General features: G+C 36.7%; 6 protein-coding genes. 1 reads left to right on the top strand and 5 read right to left on the bottom strand.

Annotation, left to right across the window (positions count from 1 at the left end):
- Positions 1-200: 200 nt before the first annotated feature.
- The 3 genes from AC1DPQ_RS21970 to AC1DPQ_RS21960 form a co-directional block, all read right to left on the bottom strand.
- On the bottom strand, positions 201-1,013 hold the full coding sequence (locus AC1DPQ_RS21970; RefSeq protein ID WP_477583381.1) for a transporter family protein: 813 nt from the start codon (positions 1,011-1,013) through the stop codon (positions 201-203).
- 1 nt (position 1,014) lies between these two features.
- Positions 1,015-1,551, bottom strand: a complete 537-nt coding sequence (locus AC1DPQ_RS21965; protein ID WP_477610874.1) for a heavy-metal-associated domain-containing protein — start codon at positions 1,549-1,551, stop codon at positions 1,015-1,017.
- An 87-nt stretch (positions 1,552-1,638) separates the two neighbouring features.
- On the bottom strand, positions 1,639-2,040 hold the full coding sequence (locus AC1DPQ_RS21960; RefSeq protein WP_477610873.1) for an HYC_CC_PP family protein: 402 nt from the start codon (positions 2,038-2,040) through the stop codon (positions 1,639-1,641).
- A gap of 94 nt (positions 2,041-2,134) precedes the next feature.
- Here AC1DPQ_RS21960 and AC1DPQ_RS21955 point away from each other — a divergent pair, with 94 nt between their 5' ends.
- Positions 2,135-2,857, top strand: coding sequence for a peptidylprolyl isomerase (locus AC1DPQ_RS21955; protein WP_477586244.1), 723 nt, complete (start codon positions 2,135-2,137; stop codon positions 2,855-2,857).
- Here the strand turns inward: AC1DPQ_RS21955 and AC1DPQ_RS21950 are convergent.
- Both AC1DPQ_RS21950 and AC1DPQ_RS21945 read right to left on the bottom strand, forming a co-directional pair.
- Positions 2,850-3,140, bottom strand: coding sequence for a type II toxin-antitoxin system RelE/ParE family toxin (locus AC1DPQ_RS21950; RefSeq protein ID WP_426326923.1), 291 nt, complete (start codon positions 3,138-3,140; stop codon positions 2,850-2,852). The genes AC1DPQ_RS21955 and AC1DPQ_RS21950 overlap by 8 nt on opposite strands.
- Positions 3,131-3,375: hypothetical protein (locus tag AC1DPQ_RS21945; RefSeq protein WP_477610872.1), on the bottom strand; the 245-nt coding region annotated here is incomplete at its 5' end. The genes AC1DPQ_RS21950 and AC1DPQ_RS21945, both read right to left, overlap by 10 nt.

Genomic DNA, 3,375 nt, shown 5'->3' with positions numbered 1-3,375 from the left:
GTAATAAGCTGTTAGCGCCTGATTTAAGGCTACATCTGTTTTGCTTTGTGCATAAGTTAAAGCTGTTGTTGCGATTGTTATGATGGCAACTATTCCTAATATTTTTTTCATCTGTTGTATATTTTTTTTAATGGTGATGAAGCGATCATGGTTTTAATTCGGTAAAATTAATCTGAAAAACCATGATGGTTTCATGTTATTTATTTTAAAACGTTAAAGAAATTAAATTCTGCCCTAAGCAGGTACATATTTTTGGTATATCGGTTATCCATATTTCCCGTCGCCTGAAAACGGTAGCCCAAATCGATACGGGTTGTGCTATTTAAAATCATCTGTATGGCTGGGGCTATATCCAAGTAAGATTGGCCGCTACTTGGATCTGTTTTTCCCAATAACTCTAAATATATGTTAAAGTTTGGCTGCTTGTAATCCTTGTAAACCACAGGCAAAACCAGGTAACCCGATGATAAACTATACGATAACATATTTTTTGGCTGCGGCACTCCGGCAATTTGCCTATCGCTGTTTTCGAAAGCATGTGCATAACCCAAAGTGGTTGATAGTGCCAGTTTGTGCAAAAGCTGCGTGAAAATTAATCCACCCTGTATGCCGCTATTATCACCTTCGAGATTAATATCCCTCGTATAGGTTGGCCTTTTGCTGGTGCTTACCCTCCCAAAAGCTGCTGCCCTAAAGTGGCTATGTGTTTCATCTAATGATAAAAACCGATACTTGGCATAAAGACTTCCACCCTCTAAACGGTACTTTCCATCCATATCAGATAAAAAACCTTGTGCATGCATCATCAGGTTTTTGTTGAATCCGATCATTACTTCAGGAATAGTTCTGCTTACAAAACCCGGATTGTTGAACATGCCTTCATTCGTAATTCTTACACCGATCGATTTGGTTGGCATATTACTGGCAGGCTCGGTAAATACATATAGTTCTTGTGCAAAACCATTTGTATAGGCGCCGATAATCATCAGCGCCAATACGAATATCCTTTTCATCTTAAGAAAGAATTAAATGGTAAATGCGCGTTTTTTTTCCGTTAACTACGCCAGTACCACTCGCATAAGCATCAGAATTAGCTGTTGTTGCTTGTTTTTTAAATGCTGAACCTGAGATGAAATTTTTGTCAACTACACTGGCTTTTACAATCCCATTAAGTGTTTTACTCTTCGCGTTTACAAAACGATATACATTGCCATCAACAACTGCCTGACCTTTATCGTCTATTTTTACCTGGTTAAAATTGAAGCTTGCTGTTAAACCACCAACCGAAAAACCAGCATCCTGAACCTTTTTGCGAACCAAATCAAGATTGATATTGGCATCTTTTTTAAAAGTTAGAACAAAGGTGTTTTTGTTTAAATCGGGTTTTACGCTGCTGATAAAGTTTAGCGTTTCTAACGATTTTTGTGTTGCGTTAGAACACATAGAACAGGTTAAACCTGTTACCTGTAAATCTGCTGAAGATATTTGTTGTGCCGAAACATTAACGGCGAAGAATAGCATAATGATGCTGAATATTTTTATTGCTTTCATGATTTTTTTGAATTAGAATTTAAGAAAATGTCACATTGAGCCTGTCGAAATGCAAAACGATGCATTGACGAGACGATGTTTAAAATCCTAATTCCTAAAAATACAATTGAAAATATGCAAGACAATCCGCGAGGAAAGTGGCGGCGCTTTATTCGAAATTTTGCTAAAAAACTGCGGGGTAATGTTGGTAAGAAATTCTAAAACCGGGGGATGAAGAAAAAGCTCGATCGAAAACAACTTAGGCATTTGTACTTTCGCCCCTGCCTGGTGGCTATCTTTAACTTTTACGGTTACCTGGGTGTTTTTGCAGCAACCATCATCTTTCTTTTCGGCAGGAATGTCTTTGCAGAATTTGCAGGAAACCTCATTGCTGAAAAGTTTAACGTTTTCTAATTTGCCTCCACAGAAATGGAGACTTAAAGCCAAACCCATAACACTAACTGCATAAAATACAGCCAAAGAAAGTGCTATTTTTTGTTTTAACTTCATTAATACAAAGGTAAAGGAAAAAATATCGAATAATGCCGATAATTATTTATTGAATTTCATTTTTTAGCTTACTTTAGCCTTAAGCACCAATTAAATGAAGAAAATATTATTATTCCTCTGCACCTTTTCGATACTTTCAGCCTTTGCTGCAAAGCCCAAAAATCAATATGTACGCATTAAAACCGAATTTGGAGAATGCATTATTAGGCTATATAATCAAACCCCTTTACATCGCGATAACTTTTTGAAATTAACCAAATCGGGATATTACAACGGTGTTTTATTTCACAGGGTAATTAAAGATTTTATGATTCAGGGTGGTGATCCGGATTCTAAAAATGCCAAACCTGATTCTTTATTGGGTGAGGGTGGACCTAAATATACCATTCCGGCAGAGTTTAATGATAGCTTGTTCCACAAAAAAGGCGTTTTGGCTGCGGCCAGGGAAGGCGATGACGTTAATCCGGCCAAAGCATCGAGCGGTAGTCAGTTTTACCTGGTTCAGGGAAAAGTTTTTACCGACCAGCAATTGGATAATGTAGAAGAAAAGCGCCTGAAATTCAAAATCCCTGAATGGCAGCGTGAGGTATATAAAACGATAGGTGGTACGCCTCATTTGGATAGAAACTATACCGTTTATGGCGAAATAGTGGTGGGTTTGGATATGGTTGATAAAATAGCTGTTCTGGCAACTGATAAAAACAACCGCCCTAAACAGGATGTGAAGATGGAAGTTACAGTTTTGAAAAGAAGAGCGGCAAAAAAGTTAGAGAAGCAGCTGTTACAGGCTTCTTTGAAGGATAAAATGGTTATGTAATTAATGGATCTTGTCTGTTGTCGAAAAAGAATAGGATTCTAATTTCTTCTTGATAAACCCTATAATAGAAAGAAGTATATTTCGAAACTACGCCTTTTCTAACTTGACTGTTTAATAAAATGGGTTCGTAAATGAATGGCTGAATGGCAATCAAATCAATTTTTTTATAAACACTGTGGATAAATTTTTCAGCGTAATCATATCCCCAGATTTCCTCGATGAACATTCCAATGCCGAGTAGTGTTTCGTATGCTTCTTCTGAAAAAGAAACTGTTAATGCCATTTCTCAGAGAGTCTTCTTTTAACTTCATCATAAGGGATTAATTTCCCTTCTTCAGCTTGCTTTAATCCTCTTTTAATACCCTCTTGAACATGTTTCGGTAGTTCTTCTAAAACAACCTTTTCGCTGTAGTTTAAAAGCATGTCTAACTCTGACAAAAGATTTTCGTCATCTGTTTCGAATACTTTTTTTGCGATCTCTATTTTTAGCTCTTCAATGCTCATAAACAAATTTAACG

This window comes from Pedobacter sp. 01T416_2 (assembly GCF_056398925.1).
This window is presented reverse-complemented; position numbering and strand designations above follow the sequence as displayed.